Origin of the sequence: Streptomyces sp. NPDC029041, from assembly GCF_040637515.1 — a bacterium.
Classification (GTDB): Bacteria; Actinomycetota; Actinomycetes; order Streptomycetales; family Streptomycetaceae; genus Streptomyces.
This window is the reverse complement of the sequence record NZ_JBEZWO010000007.1, coordinates 157,950-175,676: the sequence shown is the minus strand read 5'-3', so window position 1 is coordinate 175,676 and position 17,727 is coordinate 157,950. Positions and strand designations below refer to the sequence as shown.

Here is a 17,727-nt window from a genome sequence, read left to right as displayed (position 1 = left end):
GGACTAGTCGCTCTCTTCGGTGCGGTGCTCGGTGGACTCGCCGCCGGCGAGGGTGTCGCGGTCGTCGGCCGGCTCGGAGGCCTCCGCCGCGTCGCGTCCGGCGGTGGCGAAGGCGGCGAGTCCCGAGAAGGACGCGTCCGGCGGGACGGCGGCGACGGTCGCCCGGTCGCTTCGCTCGGCCGGTTTGGGCACCTCCGTCTCGTTCCGCTTGCTGCGGCGCCGGGGAAGTCCGCCGGGTGTGGTCTCCCCCGACTCGGCCCGGGCGGCCCGTTGCTCGGGCACGGTGGCCGTCTCGCGGGCCGGGACGGCGGTGGCGCGGGCCTGCGCGGCCGATGCGGGCGCGGTGGGCGTGGCCGTGGTGGGCGTGGCCGTGGGCAGCGGGCTGAAGTACTTGTGCGGGACGACGACCACCACCGAGGTGCCGAGCCACGGGGAGTCCGCGAAGGTGACGCGGATGCCGTAGCGGCGGGCGAGGGCGCCGACGACGCGCAGACCGATGCTGGCGTCCTCGGTGATGCCGCCGAGGCCCGCGCCGGGCGCGGTGCCCGCGAGGGCGTGCTCGGCTTCGCGCTTCTTCTCCTCGCTCAGGCCCTTGCCGGAGTCCTGGATCTCGATGCCCACGCCGTTGGGCACCTCCTTGCCGGAGATGAGCACCGGCTCGGTGGGCGGCGAGTAGCGGGCCGCGTTGTCGAGGAGGTGGGCCAGGATCAGCGTCAGGTGGTCGACGAGGCCGCCGTCGACACCGAGTTCGGGCAGGTGGCGCACCTGGATCCGGTGGAAGTCCTTGATGCGGCCGATGCCGCCGCGCACCACGCTCAGCAGGCGCTGCGGCTCCTGCCACTGCCGGCCGGGCCGGTCGGAGCCGCCGAGCACGCCGATGCTCGCGGCGAGCGAGTCGGCGGGGCCGAGTTCCTGGTCGAGCTCCATCAGGCCCCGGGCGACGGCCGGCAGCCGTCCGTGCTCGCCCTGCATCTCGTGCAGCCGGCCGCGGAGCTTGCTGGTCAGGACGTGGATGCGGTTGCCGATGCTGATCACGGCCTGCTCGGCGGAGGTGGAGCGGTCGAACTCCGCCTCCAGGCCGATCAGGGAGGTGCGGAGCAGCTTGCGCAGCTCGGCCTGGAGTTCCGAACTGACCTTGGCGCACTGGTTGACGGTGGGCAGCAGGTCGTCGATGGCGTCGCCGGCGCGCAGTTTCGCCATCGCGTCGGGCAGTTGCTCGTCGGCGAGCCGGGCGACCGCGGCGAGCTGGTGGGAGAGCTGCTCCCGCCAGACCTCGGCCTGGTCGGCGAGCTGGGCCTCGTAAGAGGCTGCCTGCTCGGTCAGCCGTTCCTCGTAGGCCCTGGACCTGTCGGCGAGCTGTGCTTCGAACGTGGCGCTCTGGTCGGCGAGCTGCGACTCGTAGCCGGCGCGCTGGTCGGCCAGGCGCCGCTCGTAAGCCGCGTTCTGCTCGTTGAGCTGGGATTCCAGGCCGGTGCGATCGGCGGTGAACTTGCGTTCCAGGCCCGCCACGTGCTGCTGCCACTGCATGGTGTGCTCGGCCTGGGTGGCGCGGAAGGAACCCTCCGCCCGGTGCATTTGTGCGCGGGTACGCAGCAGCAGCCGTACGCACACGGCACCGGCCGCCGTCGCCGCGATTCCGGCGACGGCCGTGATTATTCGCTCCGAGCTCATGAACGTGGCGGCAACGGTCCCGCCTCCCAGGCTCAGCGGCATCAACCACCAGCTGTACCAGGCGACAGGGGCCCGCGCCGCCGGTGGCGGAGTGGCGAGTTCCATCTGCATCCTTCGAAGCAACACGAACGAACAGGGGGGTGTGGACCGCACTCATGAGTACGCAACCGCGGGTCGACTGGACGCGATCGCGTCAACTCGCAGCGTCGATCGGAACCTTATCGGGTTTGGACCCGAAAGGATCAATCTCGTCCCCCGGGTGGACGTGAGGGTTCCGTCACGCTTCGACAGAAGGAAACAGGTCGACAAATGGTTTTGCAGTCAGCGGACTTGGATGTACGTCAGGCCGCGCGCCGTTCGTGGAGCGTCGCCTCGCGCGAAAGCCGCGGAGGTCAGCGGGCGGTCTGGAACGTGCGGCGGTAGGCCTGCGGGGAGACGCCGATCGCCGCGTGCAGGTGCTGGCGCAGGGACGCGCCGGTCGCGAAGCCGACCCGGCCGGCGATCTGATCCACCGTCAGGTCGCTGGACTCCAGCAGGTGCCGGGCCCGGACCACGCGTTGCTGGATCAGCCAGCGGCCCGGGCTGAGGCCCACCTCGCCCTGGAAGCGGCGGGCGAAGGTGCGCCGGCTCATCCGCGCGTGGCCGGAGAGGTCGGCCAGGGTGAGCGGCTCGTCGAGGCGCTCCAATGCCCAGGCGCGGGTGGCCGCGGTGCTCGCGGCGCCCTGCTCGGGCACGGGCTGTTCGATGTACTGGGCCTGGCCGCCGTCCCGGAAGGGCGGGACGACACAGCGGCGGGCCACGCTGTTGGCCAGCCGGCTGCCGTGGTCCTTGCGGACGAGGTGCAGGCAGATGTCCACGCCGGAGGCGGCCCCGGCGGAGGTCAGGAACGGGTGGTCGTCGACGAACAGCACGTCCGGATCGAGGTCGACGCGCGGGAACGTGCGCCGGAAGTGGTCGGCGACCTGCCAGTGGGTGGTCGCCCGGCGTCCGTCGAGGAGACCCGCGGCGGCGAGGACGAAGGCGCCGGTGCAGATGGAGACGACGCGGGTGCCGGGACGGATGAGCGCGAGCGCGGCCAGGACGTCCCCGGACACCTCGTCGGCCAGACGGTCGGGGGCCACGGGCGCGATCACGACCGTGCCCGCCGTGGCCAGGATCTCGGGGCCGTGCTCGACGGTGACGCCGAAGTCCGCGTTGGTGCGCACCGGGCCGCCGTCGACCGAGCAGGTGAGGACCTCGTACCGGCCGTCGGCCGCACCGAGGATCCGGCTCGGGATGCCCAGCTCGAAGGGGTACACCCCGTCCAGGGCCAGGACCACCACTCGTTCACGTCGCATGGCACGATCGTATCGAATGTTGGCAATCGTGCCATTGGCGCGGGGGCTGCGGACCGGCACGCTGGTTGACCATGAGCACACAGAACACGATGCGAGCCATCAGCCAGGACGTCCTCGGCGGCCCCGAGGTCCTGAAGGAAGTGGAGATCGAGCGCCCGGTACCGAAGCCCAACGAGGTACTGGTCCGGGTACGGGCCGCCGGGGTCAACCCGACCGACTGGAAGCACCGCGCCAACGGCGGGTTCCTGGGCGAACCGCCCTTCGTGCTCGGCTGGGACGTCTCCGGGGTGGTGGAGGCGGTCGGTATCGGCGTCGTGGCCTTCGCGCCCGGTGACGAGGTCTTCGGCATGCTGCCGTACCCCTACGGGCACGGTTCGCACGCCGAGTACGTCATCGCCCCGGTCCGCGCCCTCGCCCGCAAGCCGGCCGGCGTCGACCACACCCAGGCGGGCGCGCTCCCGCTGGTCTCGCTCACCGCCTGGCAGGCCCTGACCGAACACGCGGACCTCCGGCCCGGGCAGCGGGTGCTGATCCACGCAGCGGCCGGCGGGGTCGGGCACGTGGCGGTGCAGATCGCCAAGGCACGGGGCGCCTATGTGATCGGCACGGCGAGCGCGGGCAAGCACGCGTTCCTGCGCGGCATCGGCGTCGACGAGACGCTCGACTACCGCGAGACGGACGTCACCGAGGCCGTGAAGGACGCCGATGTCGTCCTGGACACGATCGGCGGCGACAACGCCCTGCGCTCGCTGCGTGTGCTGCGCCCCGGCGGTGTCCTGGTCTCGATCCTCCCGGGCGGCTCGGACGAGCTCTACGAGGAGGCCGAACGGCTCGGTGTGCGGGCGCTGCGGATGCTGGTGGACGCCGACCGCAGCGGCATGGAGGCGGTCGCGGAGCTGGTGGAGACGGGGAAGCTGCGTGCCACGATCGCCGGGACCTTCCCGCTGGCCGAGGCCGCCGAGGCGCACACCCTCGGCGACACCGGCCGCACGACGGGGAAGCTGGTGCTGCTGAACGACTGAGCCCGTCTCGCGCGGGCGGTTTCAGAACGTCAGGACGGGCTTGATCGTCTTTCCGGACCTCATGTCCTGGACCGCCCGGTCGATGTCCTCGAAGGGATAGGTCGTGATCAGGCGGTGCAGCGGGAGCCGTCCGTCCTTCACCAGTTCGACCAGGGCCGGGATCATGGTCCGGGTCTCGCTGTCGCCGAAGGTGAGGCCGACGACGCGCTTGCCGCCGAGGAGGCCGTTGACGTCGAGGGCGACCTCGGTGCCGAAGGGCGGGGCACCGACCACGACCAGGGTGCCGCGGGCGGCGAGCGCGTCGACGCCCTGGCGCAGGACACCGACGTTGCCGGTGGTCTCCACGACCCCGTCCGCGCCCTGTCCCCCGGTGATCTCGTCGAGGGCCGCGGCGAGGTCCGTGCCGCTCGTGTCGACGGTGTGGGTGGCGCCCAGCTCCCTGGCCAGGGTCAGGCGTTCGGCGACCCGGTCGACCGCGACGATCCTGGTGGCCGGGGTGAGCGCCGCCGCCATCACCGCCGACAGGCCGACCGCTCCGGCGCCCAGCACGACGACCGTTCCGCCCGTCTCCGGCCGCAGGACGTTCCACACGGCCCCGACGCCGGTCTGGACGCCGCAGCCCAGCGGGGCGATCGACTCCAGCGCCACCTCCGGGTCGACCTTGACGAGGCTGCGCTCGTCGGCGAGCGCCAGCTCGGCGAAGGAGGACTGGCCGAAGAAATGGCCGCCCAGCGCCTCGCCGCCCCGGCTGATGGTGCTGGTGCCGTCGGCCCGGCTCCCGCCGAGCAGGTTCAGCGGCAGCCAGGTCGCGCAGTACGCCGGGTGCCCGCCGCGGCAGTTGCGGCAGTCGCCGCAGGAAGTGAAGGAGAGCAGGACGTGGTCGCCCGGCGCGATGCCGGTGACGGCGGGGCCGACGGCTTCGACGACGCCCGCGCCCTCGTGGCCCAGCACGCCGGGCAGCGGGAACGGCAGTCCGCCGCTCGCCACCCCGAGATCGGTGTGGCACAGGCCGGTGGCGACCGTGCGGACCAGCGCCTCGTGCGGCCCGGGGGCGTCGAGGACGACGTCGGAGAGGGTGAAGGGCGCGCCGCCGGACTCGACGACCGCTGCACGGGTGGTGATGGGCATCGCGATGACTCCTTGACGGTCTCAGTCGAGCGAGACGACGACGGACTTGACCTTGGTGTAACCGGCGAGGGCCTCGGGCCCGTACTCGCGGCCGTGGCCGGAGTCCTTCACCCCGCCGAAGGGCACCGCGGGGTCGAGCATCGCCCAGTCGTTGACCCAGACGATGCCGGCCTGGAGCCGGCCGGCGACCCGGTGCGCGCGGGCGAGGTTGCCGGTCTGTACGCCCGCGGCCAGACCGTAGGGCGTGGAGTTGGCGAGGGCGACGGCCTCGTCCTCGTCGTCGAAGGGCTGGACGGTGAGGACGGGGCCGAAGATCTCCTCCTGAATTACGCGGGAGTCGTTCGCCAGGCCGGCGAGGACGGTGGGCCGGTAGTAGTAGCCGCCGTCGAGGTCGAGCCGCTCGCCGCCGCAGACGATGCGGGCGCCCTCCATGCGGGCCAGGGCGACGTACTCCTCGACCTTCTTCAGGTGCTTCTCGGCGGCCATCGGGCCGACGACCGTGGCCGGGTCGCGCGGGTCGCCGACGGGTACGCCGGGCACGGCCTCGGCGAGGATGCCGAGCAGCGTCGGGTACACCGAGCGGGCCGCCAGCAGGCGCGGGCCGCCCATGCAGAACTGGCCGGTGTTGAAGACGAAGCCCTTGATGACCGCGCCGACCGCCTTCTCCAGGTCGGCGTCCTCGAAGACGATGTGGGCGGCGTTCCCGCCGAGTTCCATGGTGACGGGCTTGAGCGCCTCGCCGGCGACGCTCGCCACGTGCCGGCCGATCGCCGTGGAGCCGGTGAAGGCGACCTTGTCGACGCCGCGATGCCGCAGCAGCGCCTCGCCCGCCACCGCGCCGCTGCCGGTGACGACGTTGACCACGCCGTCGGGGACTCCCGCCTCCTGAAGAAGCCGGGCCATGTACAGGGCGCTGAGCGGAGTCTCGTCGGCTGGCTTGTGGACGACGGTGTTGCCGGCGGCCAGCGCCGGAGCGATCTTCGAACCGGCCAGGATCAGGGGGAAGTTGAACGGGGTGATCGCGGCCACCACGCCGAGGGGTTCGCGCTTGGTGTAGGCCAGTGCGTTCATGGGGAGGTCGCGCAGGGCGCCGTCCTGGCTCTGGGCGAGATGCGCGTAGTACTCGTAGTCGTTGGCCGCGTTGGTGACGTCGACCGCGCCGCACAGCGTGATCGGCTTGCCGACGTCCAGGCTCTCGAGCGCGGCGAGTTCGTCGGCGTTGTCCCGGATCAGCTGGGCGACGCGTTGCAGGACCCGGCCCCGCTCGCGGCCGCTCAGACCGGACCAGGCGCCGTCGTCGAAGGCCTCCCGGGCGGCGTGGACGGCCGCGTCGACGTCGGCGGCGCCCGCCTCGGCGACGGTGGTGACGACCGTTCCCCGGGACGGATCGATCACTCCGGTGCGTGCCCCGTCGGCGGCCTCGCGCCACCGCCCCCCGATGAACAGCTGCCCGGGTGCGCTCTCGAAGGCGGTCATCGCCACTCCTCAGCGTCGTCGCCATGTTCTGCCAAGTTCAACAAACAGGATTCCTGTCTGTGCGCAGTCTCATGAGAGACAGGAATCCTGTCAATGCTCTAGCCTGCCTCCATGCTGGACGCACAGGTGACCAAGGCGCCCCCTTCCCTGCTCTACATGGTCAAACAGGTCGAGCTCGTCGTGCGGTCCCATCTGGACGAGCTGGTCAGACCCTCCGGGATCACCGCTCTGCAGTACACGGCCCTGACCGTGCTGGAACGGCACGACGGACTGTCCGCGGCCCAGCTGGCGCGCGACTCCTTCGTCACCGCCCAGTCCATCGCGGATCTGGTCCGCTCCCTGGAAGGCCGCGGACTGGTGCGCCGGGAGCGCAATCCCCGCAACCGCCGGGAGCTGCTGATCCTGCTCACCGACTCCGGCCGCGAGGTGCTCGCCCGGCACTCCGGGCCGGTCCGGGAGCTGGAGGAGCGGATGGTGCGCGACCTCACCACACGCCAGGCCGAGCAGTTCCGCCGGGCGCTCACCCAGGCCTGGCACGCCCTGTCCTAGCCCCGCCGGGCCGTCACGGCGCGCCCCCTGAGCCGCACCCGCGCACGCCCCGGCGCGAACCTCGGCCAACTCAGCGGGAATTCAAAGACATATGTCAATCGAACATGCTCAAATTCACTCGATGGAGGGTAACTTGCAGGGCGGGGAACGGCGTTGGCCGTAGCCCCTCCCCACGCACGGAGCAGGCTGGAGGCGATCTCGTCGTGCGGCAGGAACCTGCACCGCTCACCCGGCATCTGCGCGTGCACCGGGAACGGGGACACACGGTGCTGGAGTTCCGCGGCGAGATCGACCTCGCCGCGGCCGCGGAGATCGCACCGCACCTGGACCGGGAGACGGGGCGCCCGGCCGCCCGGGTCGTCATCGACCTCGGCGGGATCGATTTCTTCGACTGCTCCGGACTGCGGCTGCTGTACCGCGCCCGCAGCCGGGTGCTCGAACGGCGGGGCCAGGTGGTCCTCGTCTGCGCGCACCCGCTGACCCTGCGCGTCCTGCGGATCACCGGCCTGTCCCGGCTGCTGCCTCCGCAGCCCACGCTGGAGGCGGCGCTGGAGCAGCCGGAGCCGACGTCCCGTCCATGACGGGTCTGCGCCCCGCGCCCCTCCGCCGGGGTCACTCCCACTCGAACTCGGCGGGTCTGGCAGGGGGGTGGGGCGGGCATCCGGTCAGTAGGAAGGAGGGCCGTCGCATGACGACTCCCGTCAAGCGCCTCCCCGGGCGCATGCCCGGCTGGGCGAAAGTGGTGACCGCGCTCGTGCTGCTGCTCGTCGTGTTCTTCGCCGGGCTCCGGCTGAGCGTGATCCCGGGCCTGAAGGACCTGTTCGGCACCGAGACCCAGGACCGGTCCGGCCCCGCGCTGCTGAAGTCCATCCAGGACATCAGCCGCTACGACGCCGCCTCCGGCAACTTCCAGGTCGTCGTGGACCTGGAGAAGGACGCCAAGCTCCTGCCCGACGCGATCCGCGGCACCCGCACCCTGTACGTCGGCGCGGGCACCGTCGACGCCTACGTCGACCTGGGCAAGGTCGGCGAGAACGACGTGCGGGTCAACGGCGACCGCACGTCCGCCACGCTCCGGCTGCCCCACGCGCAACTGGGCAAGCCCGCCCTCGACCCCGACCGCTCCTACGCGGTCTCCAAGCAACGCGGTCTCTTCGACCGTCTCGGCGACCTCTTCTCGGACAACCCCAACGGAGAGCAGGCCGTGCAGAAGCTCGCGGTGCGCCACATCGGCGACGCGGCGAAGGAGAGCGAACTGACCGCACGCGCCGAGGCGAACACCACCGGCATGCTCGAAGGCCTGCTGCGCTCGCTGGGCTTCAAGGAGGTGCGCGTGTCGTACGGGAGCTGACCGGTTTCCGGGCACCGTGCCAGGGGGGAGTGCCCGGGCCGGAGGCGGGGCAACCGAGGGTGGGAGCGGTCCCGGGCGACACCGTCCGGGACCGTGTCCTGGAACGCCCCCCACGGCATCGTCGGCCCGCCCGGGGGTAACCGCCCTGTCACGCAGGGAAATTGAAGAGTGGAGGAACCCCCCATGGCCAGTGCTGCCTCACGTCCCCGGACCGCCGGGCCCGGGAGCGAGCGACGCCCGCTCCCGTGGCCCGTCCGGTTGCTGGCGATGCTGTGCGCGTTCGCGTTCATGGTCGCCTTCGCCGTGGTGCTGGCCCGGCTCACCCTGCAGCCCTCCCCCGCCTCGGAGGCGCTGACCCACACCAATCTGCAACCGGGCGACTCCCTGAAGGCCTATCTCGGCCAGCCCGAACTGCGGGACGCGTTCAAGCAGATCGGCGGCAACATCCTGCTCGGCATCCCCTTCGGCGTCCTGGTGCCCGTCGTCGCCCCCCGCACCCGCGGCATCCTGCGCGTACTGCTCCTGACCGCGATCGTGATGCTCCTGGTGGAATTCGCCCAGGGAGCCCTGGTCACCGGCCGCGCCTTCGACATCGACGACGTCATCCTCAACACGACGGGCGCGCTCATCGGCTACCTGCTCCTGGGCCGCCGCCTCAGCAGGGCCGTCCACGCACGCAAGCCCCGCCCGGGCCGGGCGGAGCGGAAGCCGTCGGCCGGCGAGGTCTAGCGGCACGCGCCGCGTGCGGTACTAGTGCACGGTCCAGGTGAACTTGTCTCCGCCCACCCAGCGGACCACGTCCGGATCGTCCATGTCGTGCACGGGGATGCCGTACGCGGCCGCGGCCGCCAGCACGTCGGTGACGGCCCGCGCCTCCCCGACCACCTGGCCGTCGATCTGCACGATCCGGAACGGCGGGGTGCCCGGCTGTACGCCGAGCACGAGGATCCGCGGGTGCGACATGTACGGGCTCGCGCTTTCGGTCATGCATCGAGCCTAGAACGCGACCGGCGCCGGCGCGGTTCCAGGACGCGCGCCGGACCGTCCGGCCGCTCAGGGGCGGCGCCAGTCGTGGCCGGTCAGGTGGGAACCGGCCTGCGGGCCCATCCGCAGCATGCCGCCGTCGACACTCCAGGACGCGCCGGTGACGTACGAGGCGTCCGGACCGGCGAGGAAGGCGATGACCGCGGCGACCTCCCGGGCGTCACCGGGCCGGCCGAGCGGGATGCCCGGGCGGCTCTCGGTGTGCGGGTCGGTGTCCTCCTGCCCGGTCATGGGCGTGGAGATCTCGCCCGGGGCGACGGCGTTGACGGTGATGCGGTGCTCGGCCAGTTCGAGTGCCATGACCTGGGTGAGCAGCCCGAGCCCGCCCTTGGCCGCGCAGTAGGGCGCGGCGCCCACCCGCGGCTGGTGCTCGTGGACGGACGTGACGTTGATGATCCGGCCGCCCTCACCGTGCCCGATCATGTGCCGGGCCGCCTTCTGCCCGCACAGGAAGGGCCCCACGAGATCCACGTCGAGGACCTCGCGCACGTCGGACAGCTCCAGGTCGAGGAACGGCGTCATCGTGCCGGTGCCCGCGTTGTTGACCAGCACGTCGATGCGCCCCAGCCGCTCGCACAGTTCGTCGACGGTGTCGGCGGCGTCGGGCAGCCGGGTGAGGTCCATCCGGGCGACCTCGGCCCGCTGCCCGTGCGCACGCACCTCGTCCGCCGTCTCCTGGGCCCCCTTGCGGTCGGTGTGATAGGTGATGCCGACGTCCATGCCCGCCTGCGCGAGGTGGACCGCGGTGGCGCGGCCGATGCCGGAGTCGGCGCCGGTGATCACGGCGACTTTGCTGGTGGGCGCGGTGGGGTCGGACATGGCGGGTCTCCTCGTCGAGGGGCGGGGGCGAGGCATCGCAGTACCCGGAGGGATACCGGGCAAACCGGTCGCCCGTCGTGCGGCCCGCCGGGCGCTGGGCAACCCTTGAGGTGGAGGTGGCGATGGATCCCGTCGAGGCACTGGACCGGATCGCCTTTCTGCTGGAGCGGTCCCTGGCACCGACCTACCGCGTGCGCGCCTTCCGTACGGCCGCCCGTGTACTGAAGGACCTGGGCGGGGACGAGGTGCGCCGGCGGGCGGCGGACGGCTCCTTGGAGAAGCTCAAGGGCGTCGGCCCGAAGACCGCCCAGGTGGTGCGGGAGGCGCTGGCCGGCGAGGTCCCCGGCTATCTGGACAAGCTGGAGCGCGAGGCGGAGGAACAGCCCGCCGTGCGGGGCGGCGAGAAGCTGCGGGCGCTGCTGCGCGGGGACTGCCATCTGCACTCCGACTGGTCGGACGGCGGCAGTCCGATCGAGGAGATGGGGCGGGCCGCCGCCGAGCTGGGCCACGACTGGGCGGCGCTGACCGACCACTCCCCGCGGCTGACGGTGGCGCGCGGGTTGTCGCCCGAGCGGCTGCGGGAGCAACTGGACGTGGTGGCGGAGCTGAACGAGACCTGGGCACCGTTCCGGCTGCTGACCGGCATCGAGTGCGACATCCTCGAGGACGGCACGCTCGACCAGGAGCCGGCGCTGCTGGACCGGCTCGACGTGGTGGTGGTGTCGGTGCACTCCAAGCTGCGCATGGACGCGAGGTCGATGACCCGGCGGATGGTGGCCGCCGTGCGCGATCCGCACTCGGACGTGCTCGGGCACTGCACGGGGCGTCTGGTGAGCGGGCGGGGTCGGCCGGAGTCGGAGTTCGACGCGGACGAGGTGTTCGCCGCGCTCGCCGAGACGGGCACGGCCCTGGAGATCAACAGCAGGCCGGAGCGGCTGGACCCGCCGCGGCGGCTGCTGCGCCGGGCCGTGGACGCGGGGGTGCTGTTCTCCGTCGACACCGACGCGCACGCGCCGGGACAGCTGGACTGGCAGATCAACGGATGCGCACGGGCGGAGGAGTGCGGGGTACCGCCCGAGCGGGTGGTGACCACGTGGTCCCTCGGCGAACTGCTGGCCTGGACCGGTGAGCGGCGGCTGCCGTCCGGCGTGGCCGGCGGCTGACGTGGTACCCGCGCGGCCGGAGAGAAAGGGACTGCACCTATGGAACGCGCGGAACGGGCGGCTGTGTTCGACGTCGACGGCACGCTGGTCGACACCAACCATCTGCATGTCGTGGCCTGGTGGGAGGCGTTCCGCCAGGCGGGCCACCAGGTGCCGATGCACGCCATCCACCGGGCCGTGGGCCTGCCGTCGACGGACCTGGTCGCCCATCTGCTGGGCGACGACCGGGACACCGGCCAGGACGCCGACATCAGCGCCGGCCACAAGGCGCTGTACGGGCAGTACTTCGACCGGCTGCCCGCGCTGCCGGAGGCCGGGGCGCTGCTGCGGCGGCTGCACCGGGACGGCTGGAGGGTGGTGCTGGCCACTTCGGCGGGCGGCGCCGAGCTGGGCGCGCTGCGCCGGGCGATCGACGCGGACGAGGCCATCGCCGCCACGGCGAGCGCCGACGACGTGGACGAGGGCAAGCCCTCCCCCGAGCCGGTCGAGCACGCCCTGGATCTGGCCGGGGTGCCGGCCGAGCGGGCCGTGTTCGTCGGCGACACCGTGTGGGACATGCGGGCGGGCAGCAGGGCCGGGGTGCGCTGTGTGGGCGTCCTGTGCGGCGGCATCCCGCGCGCCGACCTCGCCGAGTCCGGCGCGGAGGCGGTCTACGCCGACCCCGCTCACCTGCTGTCGGCCCTCGACGACAGCCCGCTGGCGTGAAGGATGTGAAACCGCCGGTCAGGCGGATACCCACAGGGCATGACGCGTGTGACCGGTGAGGGACGGGGGGCGGGAGCCTTCCGCGGGCGGAGGGACATGAACGAAGACACGGGGGCGGCCTCGAACGCGCGGCCCCGGGGAGCACAGACGGCTCAGGGGCGGCTCGCGGATCTGCAGCAGAGAACGCGGAGCGTGCGTCCGGTGGATGCCGTGCGGCGGGATTCGCGGTCGGCCTGGGAGGCCGTGCGGGCCGCCTGGCGCGGGCCCGGCCGGGAGCGGGATCTGGTCGTCCAGTCGCTGAAGGCGGCCGGGGCGGCCGTGCTCGCCTGGCTGGTGGGCGGCGTCTGGATGGGCGACCCGCTGGCGCTGATGGCGCCCTGGGTGGCGCTGGTGCTGGTGCAGGCCACCGTCTTCAGCTCCCTGGTGCAGGGGGCGCGGCAGTTCGGGGCCATCTGCGTCGGCACGCTGGTGGCCTCGGCGGCGCAGGCGGTCACCGACGACACGCTGGGCGCGATCGCCCTGTCCGTACCGGTGCTGATGCTGCTCGCGAACTGGCCCCGCTTCGGCGACCAGGGCATCTACGCGGCGACCACGGCGCTGTTCACCATCTCCTCGGGCATGGTGAGTCTGTCCGCCGTCGGGCACCGGGTGGGGCAGGCGGCGATCGGCGCCGTCATCGGCGTCGCCGTCAACGCGTTCGTCCTGCCGCCGATCCATCTGCGGGACGTACGGACGAACCTGGCGGCGCTCGCGCGGGAGACGGGGGACGTGCTGCACCTCGTCGCCGGCGATCTGCGCCAGGGCGAGTGGGACGGGAAGACCGCCGCCGGCTGGGTCACCGCTTCGAACCGCCTGGACCACCGTCTGAAGGCGCTTCGCTCGGCCCGCCGGTGGAGCCAGGAGAGCCTGCGCCTGACCTACGCCCCGCTGCGCGCACTGCACCGGGTGCCGCACGAGGGTGTTCTGCCGTCGGTGGAGGAGGACGAGCGGCTCAGCAGGGTCACCGGGCACGTCGCCACGCTGACCCGGGCTCTGTGTGTGTCGGTGGACGACAAGCGCACCCCCGCCCCGCCCGAGGGCGAGGCCCTGCGCTCGTACGCCCGCCTGCTGGAGCTGATCGGGGACGCCCTGTGCACGGAGGCCGACAGCCTGCTCGACGGCAGTGTGACCGCCCGGCCGGGCGAGGAGACCGAGAAGGCCATGCGGGAGCTGCACGAGGAGTTGCAGGACGGACTGCGCCGGCACGCCGGGGAGGGGGCAGCGCACACCGCCGTCCTGGGCACGCTGCTCCTGCAGGCGGAGAACCTGTGGGCCGAGACCGTCCCGGACGACCAGGAGCAGTGACCCACCACTGCGAGTAAGGGTTCCGGGCGGGGAACCCCCCTAGCCAGTTGTCCGTTGAACAGGATGTGGATCCCGGCAGGATCCGTCCTTGAGCCGCCCCGGCCGCGATTCCCCCGTCCGGCCGGGGCTTTCCTCTCCCCACGTCGTGCATTCCGTGCGTCCCGGGTACTCGGTCACCTCTGGTGGAACCGGGCGGCCGAGAGGAGCACGAAGTGAGCAGCGGAACGGGCATGAGGGTCGTCGTCACGGGCGCCACCGGCAACGTCGGCACGAGCGTGGTGCGCTTGCTGTCCGAGGATCCGGAGGTCGCCTCGGTGCTGGGTATGGCCCGGCGGATCCCCGACTGGTCGCCGCCGAAGACGGACTGGGCCGCCGTCGATCTGGCCTCCGAGCGGTCCGGCCTGGTGGAGCGGTTCACGGACGCCGACGCGGTGGTTCATCTGGCCTGGGCGTTCCAGCCGACGCACGACCCGGCGACGACCTGGCGCACGAACGTGCTCGGCAGCATGCGGGTCTTCGAGGCGGTGGCCGAGGCGGGCGTCCCGGTTCTGGTGCACGCCTCGTCGGTCGGCGCGTACTCGCCCGGCCCCAAGGACGAGATGGTGGACGAGTCCTGGCCGACGCACGGCTGGCCGGACGCCGCGTACTGCCGGGAGAAGGCCTACCTGGAACGGGCGCTCGACACGTTCGAGCGGGACCGTCCGGGGACTCGGGTGGTGCGGATGCGGCCCGCCTTCCTCTTCCAGCGGGAGTCCGCGAGCGAGCAGCGCCGCATCTTCGGCGGCCGGTTCCTGCCCGGCCCGCTGGCCCGCCCGGAGCTGCTGCCCTTCCTGCCGGACATCCCGGGGCTGCGGGTGCAGGCGCTGCACACGGACGACGCGGCGAACGCGTACCGGCTGGCGCTGCGCTCCGACGTCCGGGGCGCCTTCAATCTCGCGGCCGACCCGCCCCTCGACGCGCGGCTGCTGGGCGAGATGTTCGACGCACGGACCGTGCGGCTGCCGCGCGGCGCGGCCCGGTCGGCGATCGCCGCCGCCTGGGGCCTGCATCTGCTGCCCGCCTCCCCGCACCTGTTCGACGCGGTGCTGCGGCTGCCGCTCATGGACTGCACGCGGGCGCGTACGGAACTCGGCTGGCGCCCTGAGCACACGGCGCCCGAGGTGCTGGAGGAGTTCCTGCTGGGTCTGAAGCAGGGGGCGGGGGCGCCGACGGAGCCACTGCGGGGGCGCAAGGTGGGCTGATCCGGTCGCGCTGGGCCCGACCGGGCGGGCCCAGCTCGGGCGGACGGGGTGACGCCGCACGCACGGGTGGACCTGCCCTGGACCTGCGCGAGGGACGGCCCGGACATGCGCGAGGGCCGCAGCCGACCCCCACAGTCGGCTGCGGCCCTCGCCGGGATGCCCTCCTCAGGCGGAGGGCTCGTCCGGCACCGGGTGCTCGGGGTGAACCGCTCCCGAGTGCGGTGCTCCCTGCCGGCCCGTCCCCGCTTCGTCCGTGTCGGGGACGTCACCGGTGGGCTCGTCGGTCTCCTCGTCACTCCGGCGCTCGGCTTTCCCGCCCTCGCCGGTGCCCGTGAAGCGCGGGGCGACCTCCCACGGGTCCTCACCGTCGTCGGCCTGCTGGTCCGGCATGTCCCGCGGGATGGGCTCACCGTTCTCGCCGGGTCCTTCGAGGCGGTGGTCGGTCACGGCGTGCTCCCTTCTGTGGTCCGGGCGCCACGCGAGTACCTCTGCGGTGATCGGCGAAACCTCAGCGCGGGATCCGCTCCTGAAGCGCCGTGCGCCAGGCCGGGAGCGGATACTCCGGTGCCGGGTCGGGGCGCCGTCCGCCGCGTGCGAAGAAGTCGGCGAGCGGCAGGATGGCGGCGCCCACGGTGACGGCGTCCGGCCCGAGCCGGCCGAGCTCCACGGTCACTTTCCCCGCCGGGTGCCGCAGTGCGTACGACAGGGCGTAGCGGCGTACGGCGGGCAGGAAGCGCGAGCCGAGCGCCAGGCCCGCCCAGCCGCCGATGAGGATGCGCTCGGGCTGGAAGAGGTTGATCAGATCGGACAGGCCCGCCCCGAGGTACTCGGCGGTCTCCTCCAGGACGGCCAGCGCCACGGGGTCGGCCGTACCGCCCTCGGGCGGGTGGGCCGCGGCGAGCATCGCCGTGAGGGCGCTCTCCTCGTCGGCGCCGTCCGGGACCCGGCCGCCCTCCTCCCGCCAGCGGGCCAGCAGCGACTCGGCACCCGCGTACGCCTCCAGGCAGCCGAGCGCCCCGCACCGGCACCGGCGGCCCCGGACCCGTACGGTCAGGTGCCCCCACTCGACCGCGCGGCCCTGCTCCACGTCGGGGGTGACGAGGCTCGCGCCGACGCCGGAGCCGAACAGCACCACGACGGCGTTGCCGGCGCCGCGGCCGGCGCCGAACCACATCTCGGCCTGGCCCAGCGTCTTGGCGCCGTTGTCGATGAAGTACGGGACGGTGTCCGGCAGCGGGGACCCCGCGCGGAGCAGCGCTTCCAGTGGGACGGCGTCCCAGCCGATGGTCTGTCCGTGCACCAGCGCGCCGCGGTCCGCGGTGTGCTCGACGATGCCGGGGACGCCGATGCCGACGCCGAGGAGCCGCCCGGGTGCGAGGCCGGCGGTGTCCAGCACCTCGGCGACCCCCTGGCGTATGTTGCCGACGATGGCCTCGACCTCGTAGCGCTGCGGCGACAGCGGGTGGTCGGCGCGGGCCAGTTCGGTGAGGGTGAGGTCGAAGAGTTCGACCCGGACCCTGGTCTCGCCGACGTCGACTCCGATCATGTGGCCGCTGCCGGGTGCGACGCGCAGCAGGGTGCGGGGGCGACCGCCGTCGGAGTCGACGCTGCCGGCCTCCTCGACCAGCCCGTCGGCGACCAGGTCGCCGACGACGTTGCTGACGGAACCGGAGCTCAGGCCGGTCGCCGGGCCGAGTTCGAAACGGCTGAGCGGGCCGTCGAAGTAGAGCTTGTGCAGCACGGCCGTACGGTTGGCCCGCCTGAGATCGCGTACCGTGCGCCCGTTCCGCGCAGCCATGTGGCTCCCTTCGCGTCCCCTGTCCGACCTGCAACATACCGTCGGCTTGGGGCCGGGCGCGACATTCCTCCACCCCTTATTTCACGATGTGAGCTAACCGGTGGACCCGGCGGCCTCCGCGATCTCGTCCAGAGCCGCGAGGAGTTCCGGGGCCACCCTCTCCTGCACCCATCGCTCCTGCTCCTCGCCGACCCGGCGGGGAATCGTCTCGGTCAGCATGATCAGGTACAGGTAGGAGCGGTACAGGGCGAGGCGCAGACGGGCCGGCGTGTCGAAGCGGACCCGGCCGCCGGCCTCCCGGTACCCGGCCAGGAACTCCCCGTCATTCCTGATGTCGCCCAGCAGTGCCAGGGAGACGAAGTCGGCCAGGGGGTCGCCCCAGAACATGCGCTCCCCGTCGATGAGGCCCCCGACGCGGGCCGCGCCGTCCGCGCGGTCGACGAGGATGTTGCCCGGCCACAGGTCGAAGTGGACCAGGCACGGGACGGTGACCTCGTCGAGGGCGCCGTACGCGGACGCGGCGGTCCGGGCCACCTCGTCGACGGGCCGGGGCAGCCGGGCGCCGTAGCGCCGGGCGTCGTCGAGGACGGCGTCGATCATCCCCGTGAACGCCGTCCGCCAGTCGAGGGCGAGCGGGCCGAGGGCGCCGGAGGGGTAGCCGAAGCCGGGCCCCGTCACACGGTGCAGCCGGGCCACCTGGCGTCCCAGCTCGGTCCGCACAGACGCGTGTTCCGCGTCGGTGAGCGTGCCGTCCCACGGCTCGCCCGGGCAGGCCGTCATCAGCAGGAAGCCGTCGCCCCTGGACACCAGCTGCGGTGCGGTGACCTCGACGCGGGCGGCCGAGCGGTAGAACTCGGCCTCCGAGACCAGCAGTCCACGCTCGTGCCGCAGGCCGGGGACGACAGCGGGGGGCGGGACCTTCAGTACGTAGCGGCTGCCGTCGGTGAGGCGCAGTTCCTCGACGGTGTTGTAGGTGCCGCCGGTCAGCGGGGTGAGGCGGGCGAGGCGGCCGGGGTCGAGGCCCGCCGCCCGAAGGACGTGCCGGGCCCGTTCCCAGGAGTCCACCACCGTGTGCCCAC

General features: G+C 72.9%; 18 protein-coding genes. 9 read left to right on the top strand and 9 right to left on the bottom strand.

Translation table 11 applies throughout. The features are described 5' to 3' along the window. Nucleotides 1-3 precede the first annotated feature (3 nt). Together AB0F04_RS19450 and AB0F04_RS19445 are read right to left on the bottom strand one after the other, a co-directional pair. Nucleotides 4-1,776, bottom strand: a complete 1,773-nt coding sequence (locus tag AB0F04_RS19450) for an ATP-binding protein (RefSeq protein WP_362043103.1) — start codon at nucleotides 1,774-1,776, stop codon at nucleotides 4-6. 287 nt (nucleotides 1,777-2,063) lie between these two features. Beyond that, nucleotides 2,064-3,008: a helix-turn-helix domain-containing protein gene (locus AB0F04_RS19445; RefSeq protein ID WP_362043101.1), complete on the bottom strand. Its 945-nt coding sequence runs from the start codon at nucleotides 3,006-3,008 to the stop codon at nucleotides 2,064-2,066. Between the two features lie 71 nt (nucleotides 3,009-3,079). Between AB0F04_RS19445 and AB0F04_RS19440 the strand changes: the two genes are divergently transcribed. Further along, nucleotides 3,080-4,030 carry an NADP-dependent oxidoreductase gene (locus AB0F04_RS19440; protein ID WP_362043099.1) on the top strand — a complete coding sequence of 317 codons (951 nt, stop codon included), beginning with the start codon at nucleotides 3,080-3,082 and terminating at the stop codon, nucleotides 4,028-4,030. 21 nt (nucleotides 4,031-4,051) lie between these two features. Here AB0F04_RS19440 and AB0F04_RS19435 read toward each other — a convergent pair whose 3' ends face one another. Both AB0F04_RS19435 and AB0F04_RS19430 read right to left on the bottom strand, forming a co-directional pair. Continuing rightward, complete coding sequence (locus AB0F04_RS19435; protein ID WP_362043097.1) at nucleotides 4,052-5,158, bottom strand: NAD(P)-dependent alcohol dehydrogenase; 1,107 nt, start codon at nucleotides 5,156-5,158, stop codon at nucleotides 4,052-4,054. 21 nt (nucleotides 5,159-5,179) lie between these two features. Next, nucleotides 5,180-6,634 carry an aldehyde dehydrogenase family protein gene (locus tag AB0F04_RS19430; RefSeq protein WP_362043095.1) on the bottom strand — a complete coding sequence of 485 codons (1,455 nt, stop codon included), beginning with the start codon at nucleotides 6,632-6,634 and terminating at the stop codon, nucleotides 5,180-5,182. Nucleotides 6,635-6,745: 111 nt separating this feature from the next. On the opposite strand from AB0F04_RS19430, the gene AB0F04_RS19425 reads away from it, so the two are divergent. The 4 genes from AB0F04_RS19425 to AB0F04_RS19410 all read left to right on the top strand — a co-directional run bounded on the left by AB0F04_RS19425 (nucleotide 6,746) and on the right by AB0F04_RS19410 (nucleotide 9,263). Then, the gene (locus AB0F04_RS19425; RefSeq protein ID WP_362043093.1) at nucleotides 6,746-7,183 is read left to right on the top strand and encodes a MarR family transcriptional regulator; all 438 of its coding nucleotides are present in this window, start codon (nucleotides 6,746-6,748) and stop codon (nucleotides 7,181-7,183) included. 203 nt (nucleotides 7,184-7,386) lie between these two features. Then, nucleotides 7,387-7,764, top strand: coding sequence for an anti-sigma factor antagonist (locus AB0F04_RS19420; protein WP_362043091.1), 378 nt, complete (start codon nucleotides 7,387-7,389; stop codon nucleotides 7,762-7,764). 107 nt (nucleotides 7,765-7,871) lie between these two features. Beyond that, nucleotides 7,872-8,534: a DUF4230 domain-containing protein gene (locus AB0F04_RS19415; RefSeq protein WP_352100940.1), complete on the top strand. Its 663-nt coding sequence runs from the start codon at nucleotides 7,872-7,874 to the stop codon at nucleotides 8,532-8,534. Between the two features lie 183 nt (nucleotides 8,535-8,717). Then, nucleotides 8,718-9,263 carry a VanZ family protein gene (locus AB0F04_RS19410; RefSeq protein WP_362043088.1) on the top strand — a complete coding sequence of 182 codons (546 nt, stop codon included), beginning with the start codon at nucleotides 8,718-8,720 and terminating at the stop codon, nucleotides 9,261-9,263. Nucleotides 9,264-9,284: 21 nt separating this feature from the next. On the opposite strand, the gene AB0F04_RS19405 is transcribed toward AB0F04_RS19410, so the two are convergent. Together AB0F04_RS19405 and AB0F04_RS19400 are read right to left on the bottom strand one after the other, a co-directional pair. Continuing rightward, nucleotides 9,285-9,521 (bottom strand): hypothetical protein, encoded by a 237-nt coding sequence (locus tag AB0F04_RS19405; protein ID WP_362043086.1) that lies wholly within the window; start codon nucleotides 9,519-9,521, stop codon nucleotides 9,285-9,287. A 66-nt stretch (nucleotides 9,522-9,587) separates the two neighbouring features. Further along, complete coding sequence (locus AB0F04_RS19400; RefSeq protein ID WP_362043084.1) at nucleotides 9,588-10,397, bottom strand: SDR family oxidoreductase; 810 nt, start codon at nucleotides 10,395-10,397, stop codon at nucleotides 9,588-9,590. 122 nt (nucleotides 10,398-10,519) lie between these two features. Between AB0F04_RS19400 and AB0F04_RS19395 the strand changes: the two genes are divergently transcribed. The 4 genes from AB0F04_RS19395 to AB0F04_RS19380 all read left to right on the top strand — a co-directional run bounded on the left by AB0F04_RS19395 (nucleotide 10,520) and on the right by AB0F04_RS19380 (nucleotide 14,850). Continuing rightward, nucleotides 10,520-11,560, top strand: coding sequence for a PHP domain-containing protein (locus tag AB0F04_RS19395; protein WP_362043082.1), 1,041 nt, complete (start codon nucleotides 10,520-10,522; stop codon nucleotides 11,558-11,560). Between the two features lie 39 nt (nucleotides 11,561-11,599). After that, nucleotides 11,600-12,265, top strand: coding sequence for an HAD family hydrolase (locus AB0F04_RS19390; protein WP_362043080.1), 666 nt, complete (start codon nucleotides 11,600-11,602; stop codon nucleotides 12,263-12,265). Between the two features lie 192 nt (nucleotides 12,266-12,457). After that, the gene (locus AB0F04_RS19385; protein ID WP_362043078.1) at nucleotides 12,458-13,609 is read left to right on the top strand and encodes an FUSC family protein; all 1,152 of its coding nucleotides are present in this window, start codon (nucleotides 12,458-12,460) and stop codon (nucleotides 13,607-13,609) included. 212 nt (nucleotides 13,610-13,821) lie between these two features. After that, nucleotides 13,822-14,850 carry an SDR family oxidoreductase gene (locus AB0F04_RS19380; protein WP_362043076.1) on the top strand — a complete coding sequence of 343 codons (1,029 nt, stop codon included), beginning with the start codon at nucleotides 13,822-13,824 and terminating at the stop codon, nucleotides 14,848-14,850. A 165-nt stretch (nucleotides 14,851-15,015) separates the two neighbouring features. On the opposite strand, the gene AB0F04_RS19375 is transcribed toward AB0F04_RS19380, so the two are convergent. The 3 genes from AB0F04_RS19375 to AB0F04_RS19365 all read right to left on the bottom strand — a co-directional run bounded on the left by AB0F04_RS19375 (nucleotide 15,016) and on the right by AB0F04_RS19365 (nucleotide 17,716). Then, a complete protein-coding gene (locus AB0F04_RS19375; RefSeq protein WP_362043075.1) occupies nucleotides 15,016-15,297 on the bottom strand; it encodes a hypothetical protein in 282 nt (93 codons plus the stop codon). A gap of 61 nt (nucleotides 15,298-15,358) precedes the next feature. Next, a complete protein-coding gene (locus tag AB0F04_RS19370) occupies nucleotides 15,359-16,648 on the bottom strand; it encodes an ROK family transcriptional regulator (protein WP_362043073.1) in 1,290 nt (429 codons plus the stop codon). A 93-nt stretch (nucleotides 16,649-16,741) separates the two neighbouring features. After that, a complete protein-coding gene (locus tag AB0F04_RS19365) occupies nucleotides 16,742-17,716 on the bottom strand; it encodes an aminoglycoside phosphotransferase family protein (protein WP_362043071.1) in 975 nt (324 codons plus the stop codon). Nucleotides 17,717-17,727: the final 11 nt, after the last annotated feature.

Excerpts from the sequence above, each read along its gene's own strand:
- AB0F04_RS19450 (WP_362043103.1), bottom strand. The coding sequence starts at position 1,776 with ATGGAACTCGCCACTCCGCCACCGGCGGCGCGGGCCCCTGTCGCCTGG.
- AB0F04_RS19445 (WP_362043101.1), bottom strand. The coding sequence starts at position 3,008 with ATGCGACGTGAACGAGTGGTGGTCCTGGCCCTGGACGGGGTGTACCCC.
- AB0F04_RS19440 (WP_362043099.1), top strand. The coding sequence starts at position 3,080 with ATGAGCACACAGAACACGATGCGAGCCATCAGCCAGGACGTCCTCGGC.
- AB0F04_RS19435 (WP_362043097.1), bottom strand. The coding sequence starts at position 5,158 with ATGCCCATCACCACCCGTGCAGCGGTCGTCGAGTCCGGCGGCGCGCCC.
- AB0F04_RS19430 (WP_362043095.1), bottom strand. The coding sequence starts at position 6,634 with ATGACCGCCTTCGAGAGCGCACCCGGGCAGCTGTTCATCGGGGGGCGG.
- AB0F04_RS19425 (WP_362043093.1), top strand. The coding sequence starts at position 6,746 with ATGCTGGACGCACAGGTGACCAAGGCGCCCCCTTCCCTGCTCTACATG.
- AB0F04_RS19415 (WP_352100940.1), top strand. The coding sequence starts at position 7,872 with ATGACGACTCCCGTCAAGCGCCTCCCCGGGCGCATGCCCGGCTGGGCG.
- AB0F04_RS19410 (WP_362043088.1), top strand. The coding sequence starts at position 8,718 with ATGGCCAGTGCTGCCTCACGTCCCCGGACCGCCGGGCCCGGGAGCGAG.
- AB0F04_RS19405 (WP_362043086.1), bottom strand. The coding sequence starts at position 9,521 with ATGACCGAAAGCGCGAGCCCGTACATGTCGCACCCGCGGATCCTCGTG.
- AB0F04_RS19400 (WP_362043084.1), bottom strand. The coding sequence starts at position 10,397 with ATGTCCGACCCCACCGCGCCCACCAGCAAAGTCGCCGTGATCACCGGC.
- AB0F04_RS19395 (WP_362043082.1), top strand. The coding sequence starts at position 10,520 with ATGGATCCCGTCGAGGCACTGGACCGGATCGCCTTTCTGCTGGAGCGG.
- AB0F04_RS19390 (WP_362043080.1), top strand. The coding sequence starts at position 11,600 with ATGGAACGCGCGGAACGGGCGGCTGTGTTCGACGTCGACGGCACGCTG.
- AB0F04_RS19370 (WP_362043073.1), bottom strand. The coding sequence starts at position 16,648 with ATGGCTGCGCGGAACGGGCGCACGGTACGCGATCTCAGGCGGGCCAAC.